The 12,753-nt window shown below is 72.5% G+C and carries 14 protein-coding genes and 1 tRNA gene; 7 read left to right on the top strand and 8 right to left on the bottom strand.

The genetic code is table 11. The features are described 5' to 3' along the window. Complete coding sequence (locus GA0070560_RS09570; RefSeq protein ID WP_091293907.1) at positions 1 to 1,041, top strand: C40 family peptidase; 1,041 nt, start codon at positions 1 to 3, stop codon at positions 1,039 to 1,041. Positions 1,042 to 1,077: 36 nt separating this feature from the next. Here GA0070560_RS09570 and dcd read toward each other — a convergent pair whose 3' ends face one another. Then, a complete protein-coding gene (dcd, locus tag GA0070560_RS09565; RefSeq protein WP_091294447.1) occupies positions 1,078 to 1,656 on the bottom strand; it encodes a dCTP deaminase in 579 nt (192 codons plus the stop codon). 78 nt (positions 1,657 to 1,734) lie between these two features. On the opposite strand from dcd, the gene GA0070560_RS09560 reads away from it, so the two are divergent. Beyond that, on the top strand, positions 1,735 to 2,301 hold the full coding sequence (locus GA0070560_RS09560; RefSeq protein ID WP_091293906.1) for a pyridoxamine 5'-phosphate oxidase family protein: 567 nt from the start codon (positions 1,735 to 1,737) through the stop codon (positions 2,299 to 2,301). Between the two features lie 64 nt (positions 2,302 to 2,365). Here the strand turns inward: GA0070560_RS09560 and GA0070560_RS09555 are convergent, their stop codons facing one another. Continuing rightward, entirely contained in the window at positions 2,366 to 3,358 is a 993-nt protein-coding gene (locus GA0070560_RS09555; RefSeq protein WP_091293905.1) for a zinc metalloprotease, read from the bottom strand. 234 nt (positions 3,359 to 3,592) lie between these two features. Between GA0070560_RS09555 and GA0070560_RS09550 the strand changes: the two genes are divergently transcribed. Continuing rightward, positions 3,593 to 3,666 (top strand) — tRNA-Gly (locus GA0070560_RS09550). 68 nt (positions 3,667 to 3,734) lie between these two features. Here GA0070560_RS09550 and GA0070560_RS09545 read toward each other — a convergent pair. The 4 genes from GA0070560_RS09545 to GA0070560_RS09530 all read right to left on the bottom strand — a co-directional run bounded on the left by GA0070560_RS09545 (position 3,735) and on the right by GA0070560_RS09530 (position 8,241). After that, positions 3,735 to 4,475 (bottom strand): DUF899 family protein, encoded by a 741-nt coding sequence (locus GA0070560_RS09545; RefSeq protein WP_091293898.1) that lies wholly within the window; start codon positions 4,473 to 4,475, stop codon positions 3,735 to 3,737. 319 nt (positions 4,476 to 4,794) lie between these two features. Further along, on the bottom strand, positions 4,795 to 7,158 hold the full coding sequence (locus GA0070560_RS09540) for a FlgD immunoglobulin-like domain containing protein (protein WP_091293896.1): 2,364 nt from the start codon (positions 7,156 to 7,158) through the stop codon (positions 4,795 to 4,797). A 328-nt stretch (positions 7,159 to 7,486) separates the two neighbouring features. Continuing rightward, positions 7,487 to 7,879, bottom strand: coding sequence for a VOC family protein (locus GA0070560_RS09535; protein WP_091293894.1), 393 nt, complete (start codon positions 7,877 to 7,879; stop codon positions 7,487 to 7,489). Further along, positions 7,876 to 8,241, bottom strand: a complete 366-nt coding sequence (locus GA0070560_RS09530) for a DUF1801 domain-containing protein (RefSeq protein ID WP_091293892.1) — start codon at positions 8,239 to 8,241, stop codon at positions 7,876 to 7,878. The genes GA0070560_RS09535 and GA0070560_RS09530 overlap by 4 nt, the downstream gene beginning before the upstream one ends. A gap of 119 nt (positions 8,242 to 8,360) precedes the next feature. Between GA0070560_RS09530 and GA0070560_RS09525 the strand changes: the two genes are divergently transcribed. Genes GA0070560_RS09525 through GA0070560_RS09515 form a run of 3 tightly spaced genes read left to right on the top strand, consistent with a single transcriptional unit; the run spans position 8,361 to position 10,740 of the window. Next, positions 8,361 to 9,245 carry a LysR family transcriptional regulator gene (locus GA0070560_RS09525; RefSeq protein WP_091293890.1) on the top strand — a complete coding sequence of 295 codons (885 nt, stop codon included), beginning with the start codon at positions 8,361 to 8,363 and terminating at the stop codon, positions 9,243 to 9,245. Between the two features lie 12 nt (positions 9,246 to 9,257). Continuing rightward, positions 9,258 to 9,812 (top strand): NUDIX hydrolase, encoded by a 555-nt coding sequence (locus GA0070560_RS09520; RefSeq protein ID WP_245675444.1) that lies wholly within the window; start codon positions 9,258 to 9,260, stop codon positions 9,810 to 9,812. A 46-nt stretch (positions 9,813 to 9,858) separates the two neighbouring features. Beyond that, positions 9,859 to 10,740, top strand: coding sequence for an LLM class flavin-dependent oxidoreductase (locus GA0070560_RS09515; RefSeq protein WP_091294442.1), 882 nt, complete (start codon positions 9,859 to 9,861; stop codon positions 10,738 to 10,740). Between the two features lie 19 nt (positions 10,741 to 10,759). Here the strand turns inward: GA0070560_RS09515 and GA0070560_RS09510 are convergent, their stop codons facing one another. Together GA0070560_RS09510 and GA0070560_RS09505 are read right to left on the bottom strand one after the other, a co-directional pair. After that, positions 10,760 to 11,191: an ASCH domain-containing protein gene (locus GA0070560_RS09510; RefSeq protein ID WP_091293889.1), complete on the bottom strand. Its 432-nt coding sequence runs from the start codon at positions 11,189 to 11,191 to the stop codon at positions 10,760 to 10,762. A gap of 128 nt (positions 11,192 to 11,319) precedes the next feature. Beyond that, positions 11,320 to 11,868 (bottom strand): phosphoribosyltransferase, encoded by a 549-nt coding sequence (locus GA0070560_RS09505; RefSeq protein WP_091293888.1) that lies wholly within the window; start codon positions 11,866 to 11,868, stop codon positions 11,320 to 11,322. A gap of 186 nt (positions 11,869 to 12,054) precedes the next feature. Here GA0070560_RS09505 and GA0070560_RS09500 point away from each other — a divergent pair, with 186 nt between their 5' ends. Continuing rightward, a complete protein-coding gene (locus tag GA0070560_RS09500; protein ID WP_170839347.1) occupies positions 12,055 to 12,693 on the top strand; it encodes a septal ring lytic transglycosylase RlpA family protein in 639 nt (212 codons plus the stop codon). The last annotated feature ends 60 nt before the right edge of the window (positions 12,694 to 12,753 follow it).

The following is a 12,753-nucleotide window of genomic DNA, read 5'->3' as shown; positions in this document are numbered from 1 at the left end:
GTGGCACACCATGCCCCGTGGCCACCGGCACACCGGTCGACCCAGGTCGCCGGGCGTGCCGCTGCGCCGCGCCCACGCTGGTCCCGCTTCACCACCGTCCTCGCCGTCCTCGCCGGCACCGCCGTCGTCCTGACCGGTGGCACCACGGCGGCGCACGCCGAACCCACGATCCCCGAGATCGAACGGCAGATCGACCGGGACTGGAACAGACTCGAACCCCTGATCGAACAGCACAACGCGATCCGTCAGGACCTCGCCGTGAAGCGCCGTCGGGCCGACGCGCTCAGCCGGCGGATCGGCCCGCTGCAACTCCAGGTCGACCTGGCCATGAACCAGGTGTCCGGGCTCGCCGCCGAGGCGTACAAGGGGGAGAGCATCTCCGTCGTCAACGCCCTGCTCGGCAGCAGGTCCCCCGGCGAGCTGGTCGGCCAGCTCGAACTGCTCGACCGCTTCGCCAGCCGGCAGCAACGCGAGGTGCAGGCCGTCAAGGCCCTGCGCGACGAACTCGCCGCGAAGAAGGCCCCGCTGGACGAGATGGTGGCCCAGCTCAGCCGTACCGAGGCGCAGCTCGCCGCCCGGAAGAAGCAGATCGACGCCGAGATCGACCGGCTGCAACGGCTGCGCCTCAGGCTCCACGACGCTGGTGCTGGCGGCCCGCTGCGCCCCGCGCCCTGCCCGGCGGCGTACCCGGGCGGCCCGGCCGGCGCGGCGGTGAAGTTCGTCTGCGCCCAGATCGGCAAGCCGTACGTCTGGGGCGCGGCGGGGCCGAACGCGTACGACTGCTCGGGGCTGATGCTCGCGGCCTGGGCGAAGGGCGGCGTACGGCTGCCGCACAACGCCCGCCAGCAGCGCCAGGTGACGGCCCGGATCGGCCGGGCCGACCTGCGCCCCGGCGACCTGGTGTTCTACTACGCTGACCTGCACCACGTCGGCATGTACGTCGGCGGCGGCTGGGTGGTGCACGCCTCCCGCGCCGGGGTGCCGGTGAAGATGAAGCGGGTCGACGACGGGCCGGTCAACAGTTACGGCCGGCCGGGCTGACGCGGTTGCCGGGCCGGGCCGGTCGGGGGCCCGGTGTCAGCGGGTCGGCCAGGTGCGCCAGTGCTGCCAGGAGCGGCTCGGCGTCGGCCCGCGCTGCCCCTGGTAGCGTGACCCGTAGACGGCCGAACCGTACGGGTGTTCGGCCGGGGACGACAGCCGGAAGATGCAGAGCTGGCCGATCTTCATGCCCGGCCAGAGGGTGATCGGCAGGTTCGCCACGTTCGACAGCTCCAGCGTCACATGGCCGGAGAAGCCCGGATCGATGAAGCCGGCGGTCGAGTGGGTGAGCAGACCCAGCCGGCCCAGGCTGGACTTACCCTCCAGCCGGCCCGCGAGCTGCTCGCCCAGCGAGATCACCTCGAGCGTGGACGCGAGCACGAACTCGCCCGGGTGCAGCACGAAGGGCTCGCCCTCCGGGACCTCGACCATCGAGGTCAGGTCGTCCTGCTGCACCGCCGGGTCGATGTGCGTGTACAGATGGTTGTTGAAGACCCGGAAGAGCTTGTCGAGGCGGACGTCGATGCTGGACGGTTGCACCAGCGTGGGCTCGAACGGCTCCAGCGCGAGCGTGCCCGCCTTGATCTCGGAGACCAGGTCGCGGTCGGAGAGCAGCATCGGCACACCATATCGAGCGGGTCGGGTGACCTGCGTGTCGGACTACAGGTTCGTACACATGTTCGATAGGATGTCCGTATGGCTTCCTGGTCCGAATTCACCGCCGACGAGCCCCGACTCGCCGACGGGATCCGCCTTCTCCTGCAGCAGTACGGGCCGGGCTTCGGCTACCTGGCCACCGTCCGCGCCGACGGCGGCCCCCGGGTGCACCCGGTCTGCCCCGTGATCACCGACGAGGGGCTGTTCTGCTTCGTCGTCGACTCGCCGAAGCGGCGCGACCTCGAACGCGACGGGCGCTATGCGTTGCACTCCTTCCCGGCGGAGGAGAGCGACGACGAGGCGTACGTCGCCGGCCGGGCGCACCCGGTCGCCGACCCGGCCCAGGCGGCCCGGATCGCCCGCGTCGGCCGCGCCGCGCCGCAGGTGGACTGGCGGCTCTTCGAGTTCAGCGTGGACGTGGCGATGCTGACCCGCCGCGGCCCGGGTGGGCTGGTCCAGCCCGGCGACGGCCCGGGGCGACCCGCCGTGCAGGTCTGGCTCGATCCCCGGGCGGCCCACCGCGGCTCCGACGCCGTGGGCGTACCCGATCAGCGGCCGGCCCGGCGCGGACGGCACGGCTTCGACACCCGCCGCACCGCCGCCTGACCCGGAAATGACCGGTGCCGGCCCCGTCGCGAGACGGAGCCGGCACCGGATGCCGAGGCGGTGATCAGGGCGCGCGGTAGGCGTTCCACGCGGTCAGCATGCGGCTCGCCTGCCCAGCGGTGAACTGGTACATGCACGAGTCGTAGGTGTAGTCCATGAAGTTGGTGATCGGGTCCAGGCCGGCGGTGGCGCAGGTGTCCCGGCCGGTCGGGCACTGGTAGGCCGGCGAGGCCTCGGCCGGGGTGTCGGAGACGCCGTCGCCCGAGCCGGAGCAGCCACCCTGGAAGGTGTGGTAGAGGTTCAGCCAGTGGCCGACCTCGTGGGTGCCGGTGTCGCCCTGGTTGTAGTTGGCGGCGGTGCCGCTGGGCAGCGACTCGCTCAGCACGACCACGCCGTCCATGCTGTCGAGCTTGCGCTTCGGGAAGGTCGCCCAGCCGAGCAGGCCGTTGCTCAGCTCACCCAGGTACATGTTCAGGGTGTTCTTGCCGCCCTCGCGGAGCTGGTTCTTCATCTGCCGCTCGGCGCTGGAGCCCTGGACGATCGGGTACCAGGACGGGTTGGTCACCCGGTTGATCTTCTGGAGCTGGAAGCTGAACGCGGTGGCCGCGCCACCGGTGGCGCCACTGTAGGACTGGTTGAGCACGTTGATCTGCGACGTGATCATCGAGTCCGGGATGTTGCCGCCGGCCCGGGTGCTGTTCTCCTGGATGACGTGCACGACGACCGGGATGGTCACGCTGGCCAGCGGGGCGGCGGCCTGGGCGCCGGCGCGGAAGCGGGTCCGCTCGCGCAGCGCCATGGCCAGGTCGGCCTCGCGCTCGCGGACCTGGGCGGCGGTCAGCTCGTTGGGCTCGTGGTCGGCGATCGCGCCCTTCTTGATCCGGGCGTCCACGTGGACGTCGGCCGGCTCCTCACAGGACGCGTCGGTGCCGGGGGCGGCGGAGAAGGCGGAAGCAGCGGGGACGACACCCACGGCGGCGGTGCTGAGCAGCAGCGCGAGGGTCGTCGACGCGACACCGGCGGCACGCCGGGTCAGCAGGTTGGGACGGAGTCCCATGGGCCCACCTCTTTCTCGCGGCACGACAGGGGGTGTGTCGGCCGTGGTCGAAAACGTGGGGGTGACGTTACAACCGATCGACAGATTTGAGAACGGCCGCATGTTACTGCTGAGCAACTTTTGGACTGTCGTCTATACGATCCGTCGCGGGATGATCACCTTGGGGCGGGGTCGGGCGCGTCGGGGGTACCCGGATGCACGGAGGTGGTGACCTCAGGTACAGTGATGCCGCCTGCGGGTGTAGTTCAATGGCAGAACATCAGCTTCCCAAGCTGACAGTGCGGGTTCGATTCCCGTCACCCGCTCCAACGCGAAGGCCCTGGTCAGGACGCTAGTCCCGGTCAGGTCCTTCGACGTAACCGCGGCCCGACGGTCGTCAGCACTGCCCGCAGCACGACTGCGCCGCCGTCACGCCCGGTCGGTTCCACTGCGCCGTCGGGCGGCCGTCGACACGCCACGGGTGCCCGCTGACCTTCGGCCAGCCGTCGGGCGCGTCCTCCCAGGGCTCCTGCCGGCCGTACACGGTGAGATCGAGGGCGTGGTAGCTGGTCATCAACGCCTCCACGCCCCGTCCGGTGGTCCAGTACGTCTCGTAGACCTGGTCGCCGTCGCGCAGGTAGCACGCGATCAGCCCGAATCCGCGTCCGTCCACCAGGGCCGGGTCGGAGTCCTTCGCCGAGTACCAGGGGAACGGGTAGCCCATGAACTCCGCGAACGGGGCGCTCTCGTCGTAGGAGCCCTGGCAGAACACGGCGTAGGTGACGTCGCGGGCGTGCAGGTAGTCGAGCATCTGCATGTGGCAGGTGGAGAAGGTGCACCCCTCGCACTGGTCCTCGTACGGCTTGCCGTCGTGCCACATGTGGAAGTAGGCCATGAGCATCCGGCGGCCCTCGAACACGTCCACCAACGGGGTCTCCCCGCCGGGGCCCCGCACCGTCACCGGCGGCATCAGGGTCATCGGCAGTCGACGACGCGCGGCGGCGATGGCGTCTCCCTCCCGGGTGTGGGCCTTTTCCCGGGCCAGCAGTTCGTCGCGCTCGCGCAGCCAGGTCTGCCGGTCGACGACCGCGGGCATGGCGGCGCTGCGGGCTGAGGTGACCGTCAAGGCTGTCTCCATTCATGGAGTCGGAGTCCGTCACAGGTATGGACGCGCGGGCCGGGCAATCGTCATCGGTCGGCGCCTCCGGGTGCCGGACCTGGGGGACGGTCGGTGCCCGTCACGTCGACATGCCCGCCACGGGAGCGCCGGCCCGGTGACGGCCGCGCGGTCGCCGCGCCGGCCGGCGCATGAGCCAGTGGGCACGGGCCGCGGTGGCGACGGTGATCTCAGGTGCTGTCCCGGCCTCCGACGCTGTCGCCGGAGAGCGAGGGCCCCGGCCAGGAAGAGTTCCCTGGCCGGGGCCCGACGTTCGGTCGACCGGAAGCGGTCGAGGCGTTCACCCGGTGCTGGACCGGTTCGACGAGCACGCCACGGTTTGTGATCCGGCACGGCTGCGAAGCAGGCACTCGCTGCCGTTGAGCCGTACGCTCCCCGAACCGGTGAGCGCCGCGCCCTCACCATCGGCCGGGGTGACGCTCAGCGCCCAGCTGTAGACGCCGTCGGACACCAGGCCGCCGGAGCCGTCGCGACCGTTCCACGCCGGGGCCACCACGCCGCGCGCCACACCGCCGGAGAGGGTACGGACCGTCGTGCCGGTCGCCTGGTTCCTGATCACGAGGGTCCAGGACGCGGTCGGCTTGTTCAGCCACCACTTCGGGGTCCACTGCCCGGCGCCGCCCTTGACGTACGTGGCGGCGACCGTGGCGTCGAGCTGCACGAGGGGCGGGACCGGCACACCGCTCGGGACGATGTGGATGCTGTGGTCCGGGGCGAGATGGGCGATGACACCGGTGTAGGGGTCGAGGTCCCACGGGCCCGCGACCGGAGACTGCCCCACGGTGCGGGTCACCGGCGTACCGCTGCGGAAGTCGGTCACCGTCAGCCGCCCGTCCCGGGGGAACACGACGAAGCCGTCACCGAGCTTCGCGTCGGTTCCGACGGAGCCGGCATCGAAGGTGATGGTCTTCCGGGTGACGGTGTCGAAGACGCCGTGGGTCCCGGCCAGGGCGCAGAACCACCGCAGCCACCGTCCGACCGCCTCCACGTTCTCCAGCAGACACCCGCGTCCGAACCACACCTGGGTGCCCCGCCGGCCGGTCAGCACGTCGACCGGTGTCACCGCGTCGTTGCCGTCCGCCAGCCACGCGGTGGTGCCCCACATCGCCTGGACGTGGTCCGTCGTGGTGTACACCGTCTGGCCGGTGTCGAGATCGACGATCCGGGTCTGCGCGGCGGTGCCGTCGTGCGGCGTCCGCAGGGCCGCGAGCCGGCCGCTGACGGCTCCCACCTGCTCGTACGCGCGGGATCCGTCGATCCTGGCGCCGGGCAGGGACTGGGCCGGCCCCAGGAGGTGGGGCTGTGGATCGAGGGTCGCCCCGACGGCCCTGCCCGCCACGACAGTCCGACCGTCACCGGTGTCGTCGAGGCTCAGGCAGTATCCGCCCGCGCAGGTGCCGGGCGCGGCACCGCGTGGCAGGCGTGACCCGACGGTCGGGGAGCCGGAGACGCCGACGTCCCGGGTCCACAGCCGGCGCCGCTCGTGCAGCGGGTCGTACTCCACGGTGCTGAGTCGCCCCTGGGTGTAGGTCAGTCGCTCCACCGTCTGGATCTTCTGCGGGTACGCGTCGGCGATGCTGCGGACCGTCGGCTCGCCGCCGTCGGTGGCCTCGACGAGCGAGACGCCCCACTGCTCCCAGCCGGGACCGGGACCACCCTGCACCAGGAGCCCACCGCGTGGGGTCGGTACGCCGAATGATGACGACCTGGCCAGCAGCGTCCTGGCCGGGGAGCCGTCGAGGGCGACGGCTTCGACCCGCCAGACCGGTTTGCCGTAGTTCAACTCTCCCAGCGAGGAGTCGTACCGGGACACGACGAGCCGGTCGCCGACCATGCCCAGCACCAGTGCGTCGCCGGTGAGTGGCATCGTGCGCGGGGTGGCGGACAGGTCGGCGCGGGAGTGGACGAAGACCGTCCCGTCCTGCCGCCAGAGCAGGTGGGTGGGGGTGACCACGATGTGACCCGGGTTCGTCTCCGCCCGGTACGGCAGTGGGCTGAACCGGCCCTGGTCGACGTCGAGCCAGCCGGTGTGGCTCGTGGTGCCGATCCGGTACTGCACGACCTGGCCGTGCGCGTCGCCCAGCGGGGCGTTGGCCGTGAAGGTCCCGGCGATGCCGTCGGGCACTCCCTCCACCGCGCGGTGCACGACCGACCCGTCGTCGCGGACTTCGAGCAGCCGCCAGGTGAGGTTCGCGTCGAAGGAGCTGCCCGTCCTCGTCACGATCGTCGATCCGAGCGTGCTGACGTAGCTGTGACCGACGGGAAGCGTCACCTGCTGGGACCGGCCGGTCGACATGTCCCGCAGTGTGACGTTCCCCGGGTGGTCGTAGACGGCGACCACGTCCGAGCCCGCACCGAAGTGCGGAACGATCGGGACGCTCGTTTCGGCGGGCCCGACCTTCGTGTCGTTGCCGTCGTAGCCGGTCCACAGGAGATCGTGCCCCGATTCCCAGCGGAGGAAGCCGGAGGGGCCGGCGCTCAGCAGGGCCGTCTGCGGGCGTAGGGCGATGGAGGCGGGGACGACCACCTCACCCGTGACCGTCTGGCGCTGCGTGGTGCCGGTCGTCACGGGGCCCTGGCCGATGACGAGTGTGGTGGAGACGGTGGCGGCGATGGCGGCGCCGACGAATGCACCAGAGGCCACGCGCGTCCTCCTCGGGATCAGAAGGTGGAGGTTCCGGAGAGAGCTGTGCGCGGCGCGGCCGCGCGGACCGGTCGGTGGAGCGGAGCGGCGACCTACGGCGCTCCCACGCCCGACAGGTGGCTGGAGCGTAGCAGTCCGAGCCGGGCAAGATCAGCCGGCCGATTCCCGCGTCCTCCCTGTTCGCGTGGGGCTGCCGACGGGATGTTCCCGCGCCTCGGCGGGCGGACGTCGGTACGGCCGGGGCGGCGCCCCGTGGTGTCCCGGTCCCACTCGTCCAGCGACTCTGAGCCGGATCCGCTTCGCCGACCGTTACGGCCCCGGCAGAGGGCTACCCGATGTCCTGCGGGTACCAGCGCAACTCCACCACGTTGCCGTCCGGGTCGCGTACGTAGACCGAGCTGGCCGAGCCCCGCGCGCCGAACCGGCCCACCGGTCCCTGCACCACGTCCAGGTCGCCGGCGGCGATCACCTCCGCCCACTCGAGCGGGGCCACCACCAGGCAGAAGTGGTCGACGTTCGACTCGCCCCGCTCACCGCGGACCAGGTCGACGATGGTGTGCGGGTCGATCCGCACCGAGGGGAAGGGCACCCGGCCGGCCCGCCACTCGTCGACGCGGACCGGGGCGAGGCCGAGCGGGCCGCAGTAGAAGGCCAGGGAGCGTTCGACGTCGGCGACGGTGAGCACGAGGTGGTCGAAGCCGGTGACGCGCACGGTGGTCACGCCGCCTCCCGTCCGGCGCCCGCGTACGCCTGGCGCAGCCAGTCGCCGAAGAGCACCGGGTCGACCTCGTCGACGGTACGCAGCTTCACCGAGGCCATCGACCGCGCGCCGGGCGCCAGCCGTCCGGACGGGTCGTCCACCTCCTGCCCCTGCCACAGCCCGAAGGTCAGGTACGACGGGTACGCCTTCACCAGGCAGACCGGGTCCCGGCCGGGACGGTCACCCCGTCCCCAGACCGGGTGGCCGTGCCACATCGCGCCGGTCGCCCCGGGCAGCGCGTCCTCGATGACGGGGCGCAGTCGCGCGCCGATCTCCCGCAGTGGTTCGTCCAGCCCGTCGAGGTATTCGGTGACGGTGGTCATCGGCGCTCCTTCGAATCCGAAGTGATCGGTACGCCATCCACCCTGGTCGTGGCGGTGACCCGGACCAAGCCATGATCGGACTACGATCGTTGAGCCGGATTCAACGACGGGAGCGTGGGTTGCTGGAACGGCACGAGGTCGAGACCTTCCTGACCCTCGCCGAGGAGTTGCACTTCGGGCGGACCGCCGAGCGGCTGGGGGTCACCACCGGACGGATCAGTCATGTGGTGAAGAAGCTGGAACGGCGGATCGGCGCGCCGCTGTTCGAGCGCACCAGCCGGGTCGTCCGCCTCACCCCGATCGGTCACCGGCTCGCCGACGACCTGCGGCCGCTGGTCGCCGGCATGGAGGACGCGGTACGGCGGGCCGTCGAGGCGGGGCGCGGCGTCACCGGCGAGCTGCGGGTGGCCTTCCTCGGCGAGTGGACCGCGCCGGTGCTGCCGCGCGCGGTCGCCCTGTTCCGCCAGCGGCACCCCGACTGCGAGGTGCACGTGCACGAGGCGCAGCTCGCCACCACCCGGTCGAGCCTGAACGACGGCTCGATCGACGTGCTCCTCGCGTCGTACCCGTTCGACGGGATGGCGAACGGCCCGGCGCTGCTGTCGGAGGCCCGGGTGCTGGCGGTGCCGGCGGGGCATCCGCTGGCCGGGCGGGAGTCCGTCTCCCTGGAGGTGCTGGCCGACCACCCGGTGGTGCAGTACCCGGCGGTGACCTCGGCGGCGTTCAAGCGCGACCGCACCCCCGAGCGGACGCCGTCCGGCCGGCCGGTGCCGAAGGGCCCGGCGGGTGCCACCTTCTCGGAGATGCTCTCCCTGGTGGCGATGGGGCGGGGCGTGCTGCCGGTGGGCGAGCACACCCGCCGCTGCTACCCGCGTCCCGACGTGGCGTACGTGCCCATCCACGACGCGCCGCCGATCCGGCGCGGCCCGGTCTGGCGGGAGACCAACACCACCGAGCGGGTACGCGAGTTCGTCCGCGCCGCCGCCGATGTCGCACGCTCCTGACAGGATGCGCGGATGCGGGTGGAGGCGGAGATCCGGGCGCTGGTCGAGTCGATCACGCCGCTGGACGGGCTGGAGGCGGCGCACCGCGCGAGGTGCCTGGACTGGCTGGCCGGCACCGACGACATCTTCCGCCGGGCGAAACCCCGCACCCCGCCGACGCATCTCGTCGCGTACTTCCTGCTCCGCGACGCCGAGGACGGCAGTGTCCTGCTGGTCGACCACCGAAACGCCGGGCTGTGGCTGCCGACCGGCGGTCACGTCGAGCCCGGCGAGCACCCGGCGGAGACGGTGCGCCGCGAGGTGGTCGAGGAGTTGGGCGTGCCGGCGGAGCCGGACGGGCCGCCGTTCTTCCTCACCGTCACGCCGACCGTCGGCCCGCCGGAGCAGCGGCACGTCGACGTGAGCCTCTGGTACCTGATCGACGGCCGGCGGGGCCAGCCGCTCACGCCCGACCCGGGGGAGTTCCGGGCGGCCCGTTGGTGGACGCCGGCCGAGGTGGCCGCGGCGGGTCCGGGCACCCTCGACCCGCACCTGCCCCGGGCGCTGGCCAAGCTCGCTGCCGGTTGACTCGCTGCCAGCCGCCCGGACGGCCGAGGGCCGTACGCTGGTGATCATGCGGATTGGCATCGTGATCCTGCCCGACCAGCGCTGGGCGGAGTCGCAGCGGCGGTGGCGGCAGGTGGAGGAGTGGGGCTTCGACCACGCCTGGACGTACGACCACCTGGGCTGGCGTGACCTGGTCGACGGCCCCTGGTTCGACTCCATGGCCACGCTGACCGCTGCCGCGACGGTGACCTCGCGGATCCGGCTCGGCACGCTGGTCGCCTCGCCGAACTTCCGGCACCCGGCGGCTTTCGCCCGGCAGGTCACCGCCCTCGACGACATCTCCGCCGGCCGGGTGCTGCTCGGGCTCGGGGCCGGCGGCATCGGCTTCGACTCCGCCGTGCTCGGCGGCGAGACCCTGCCGCCCCGGCAGCGGGTGGACCGGTTCGCCGAGTTCGCCGAGCTGCTCGACCTGATCCTGCGCCAGGACGGAGCCACCTGGCGGGGCGAGTGGTTCAGCGCGGTGGACGCCCGCAACAACCCCGGCTGCGTGCAGCAGCCCCGGGTGCCGTTCGTGATGGCGGCGAACGGCCCGCGCTCGATGCGTCTGGTCGCCCGCTTCGGTCAGGGCTGGGTCACCACCGGCACCGGCGAGGAAGACCTGACGAGCTGGTGGGACGGGGTCGCGGCGGTGTGCGCCCGGCTCGACGACACCCTGGCGGCGGCCGGCCGGGACCCGGCCACCCTGGACCGGTACCTGTCGCTGGACTCGGCACCGGTCTTCTCACTGAGCAGCGCCGACTTCTTCGCCGAGCAGGTCGCCCGGGCGGCGGCCCTCGGCTTCACCGACGTGATCACGCACTGGCCCCGGGCCAGCAGCTGGTACGCGGGCGACGAGGCGGTGCTGGTCGACGTGGCGACGCGGCTGCTGCCGGAGCTGCGCTCCGCCTGAGCAGGGCGCCGAACGTAGCTCAGGTGCCGAGGTCTCCGGTGGTGATGCCGCCGTCGCCGGCGGAGACCAGCCGGAAGCGGAGGCAGACGATCTCGCTGTCGTCGGTGACCGGGGTGCCGACGCGCGCCCAGTAGGCGGCGTGCCCCTCCCGCCACTGTTCGATCGAGCGGTCCCCCTCCCCTTCGGAGCGGGCGAATTCCCACCCGACGTCGGCGAAGCGCACGGTCTCGACGGCGGTGACCTCGACGACCCCGACCAGCCGGTCGTCGTCGTCGACCAGGGCCAGCCGCTCGCCGACGTGCTCCCGCTCCTCGCCTTCCTCGGCGTACTCGGTGACCAGTCCGGCGGTGGCGGTCTTCACCCCGGCCAGCACCAGCGTGTTGAGTCTGGTGCGCAGGTCGCCCGGGGTGCCGAGGGCGAGCGTGCGGAGTCCACCGATCCGGGGCCACATCCTGCCGAGGCTACCCACCGGGCGATTCCCGGTCGTCGGGTTTGCGCCCACCCGCCTGCGAACGGTGGCGGAAGGAGCCGACCTGGCGGACCGGTCCGCGGTGCTCACCCCGGCCTGGAGGAGCTCGTTCAGCGCAGCTGACCGGCGTCGAGCAGGCCGCGTACGCCCAGCTCGTGGGCCACCTCGGGCGGGCAGTCGACGACCATGGCGGCGACGCCGACCCAGTTCGCGCCGCGCGCCGCGCAGATCTCTCGTACGGCGTGCGCCTGTGCGCCGGTGGCCACCCAGTCGTCCACCATGAGCACCCGGTCGTCGGGCCCGAGCAGGTGCTCCCGGACCGCCAGGTCGATCCGGCGGCCCCGGAAGTCCGGCGGGCTCTGCGCCCAGGTCAGTGGACCGGTCGGGAGTCGCCCGTCGCCCGGCTTGTGGGCCGGGACGAAGCCCACCCCGAGGGCGGTGGCGGCGAGCGGCCCGAGCATCAGCCCGGTGACCGCCGGCGCGATCACCACTGTCGGCCGGGTGTCGAGGAACGGTGCGACCAGGGCCGGCCCGAGCGCGGCCAGCACCTGCGGATCCCGCCACCAGCCGGAGGTGTCGCTGACCAGGTGGCTGCTGCCGGGCCCCGGGTCGACCCAGCGGAAGAGTTCGGTCAGGCGTCCACGCAGCTCACCGGGCATCCACCCATCCTCGCCGGTGAATGCCGGCGGTGGAACCATGGCCCGTCCGGTGGGGGCGGGCATCGCATGATCGGCCACACGTACCACCGCAATTCCGGCCATACCATCATGATCACGTTGACTTCGGAAGTGCTTCTCTCGTTACGGTCCGACCCGGTTTGTTCAGCTGACGAAAGGATCGGGCCGGTGGCTGGTAGGCACTCCCGTACCCGCATGTTCTCCTCGCCGGCCGGCATCGCGGCCACTGCGGCCGTGGGCGTCGCGCTCGTCGTCGGGGGCACGGTGGGCGCCGTCCAGCTGACCTCCGGCGAGGCCCCCGCCCCCGCCGTCGCGGACGCCGCACCCGGCGCCGCGAGCCCCAGCGCGACCACCGCCCCGCCGAGCCCGACCGCGAGCGCCTCCCCGACCGCCGGCCCTTCGCCGACCGTGACCGCGAGCCCGAAGGCGACCCGGTCGCAGGCCGCCTCCCGGAGCAGGCCCCGCACCGCCACGCCCGGGCCGAGCGCGACGACGAAGAAGGCCGCCCCGAAGAGCACCGTGGTCGAAACCGGCTCCTGCGGCGCCTCCTTCTACGCCGAGGGCCAGCTGACGGCCAACGGCGAGACCTTCGACCCGGGCGCGCTCACCGCCGCGCACAAGACCCTGCCGTTCGACACGAAGGTCCGGGTCACCAACCCGGCCAACGGCACGTCGGTGACCGTGCGGATCAACGACCGCGGCCCGTTCATCGAGGGACGCTGCATCGACCTGTCCCGGGCGGCCTTCGCGGCGATCGCCTCGCTCGACCTCGGCGAGCTGACCGTGAGGTACGAGGTGCTCGGCTGACGGCGATCGGCTCGCCGAAGCCGTCCGGCCGGTCGGAACACCCTCGAACGAGGGGCCAGG

This window comes from Micromonospora halophytica, from assembly GCF_900090245.1.
GTDB classification, from domain to species: Bacteria; Actinomycetota; Actinomycetes; order Mycobacteriales; family Micromonosporaceae; genus Micromonospora; species Micromonospora halophytica.
This window is presented reverse-complemented; position numbering and strand designations above follow the sequence as displayed.

Bases quoted from the DNA above. Each gene is read 5' to 3' on its own strand.
- dcd (WP_091294447.1), bottom strand. From the start codon at position 1,656: ATGCTGCTCTCCGACCGCGACCTGGTCTCCGAGATCAAGGCGGGCACG.
- GA0070560_RS09560 (WP_091293906.1), top strand. From the start codon at position 1,735: ATGGCTTCCTGGTCCGAATTCACCGCCGACGAGCCCCGACTCGCCGAC.
- GA0070560_RS09555 (WP_091293905.1), bottom strand. From the start codon at position 3,358: ATGGGACTCCGTCCCAACCTGCTGACCCGGCGTGCCGCCGGTGTCGCG.
- GA0070560_RS09545 (WP_091293898.1), bottom strand. From the start codon at position 4,475: ATGGAGACAGCCTTGACGGTCACCTCAGCCCGCAGCGCCGCCATGCCC.
- GA0070560_RS09530 (WP_091293892.1), bottom strand. From the start codon at position 8,241: ATGACCACCGTCACCGAATACCTCGACGGGCTGGACGAACCACTGCGG.
- GA0070560_RS09520 (WP_245675444.1), top strand. From the start codon at position 9,258: ATGCGGGTGGAGGCGGAGATCCGGGCGCTGGTCGAGTCGATCACGCCG.
- GA0070560_RS09515 (WP_091294442.1), top strand. From the start codon at position 9,859: ATGCGGATTGGCATCGTGATCCTGCCCGACCAGCGCTGGGCGGAGTCG.
- GA0070560_RS09510 (WP_091293889.1), bottom strand. From the start codon at position 11,191: ATGTGGCCCCGGATCGGTGGACTCCGCACGCTCGCCCTCGGCACCCCG.
- GA0070560_RS09505 (WP_091293888.1), bottom strand. From the start codon at position 11,868: ATGCCCGGTGAGCTGCGTGGACGCCTGACCGAACTCTTCCGCTGGGTC.